Raw genomic sequence first — 233 nt, forward strand, 5'->3', positions numbered from 1 at the left:
TCCACAAGCGTATAACTTCGCTGTGATCCCTGAAGTAAATGACATTGATGCATGGACAGATATGAAAGAAAAGTGACAAGTTTATCAGTCTAAAGCAAGCTATGAACCTATTCATATTCCTAAAAATACTGCTGCTGGTGTCTTGATGGGCCTAACATTAACTATATTCTGTTTCGCTATGATTTGGCATGATTGGTGGTTAGCGATTGTTGGTTTAGTCGGTGCTATTGCAG

General features: G+C 39.1%; 1 pseudogene. It reads left to right on the forward strand.

The annotated features are described in order from the left end of the window. Nucleotides 1-233: pseudogene (locus V6255_RS18285) on the forward strand (cytochrome o ubiquinol oxidase subunit I); the annotation flags it as partial.

The sequence above is a fragment of the Psychromonas arctica genome, from assembly GCF_038155225.1.
GTDB classification, from domain to species: domain Bacteria; phylum Pseudomonadota; class Gammaproteobacteria; order Enterobacterales; family Psychromonadaceae; genus Psychromonas; species Psychromonas arctica_B.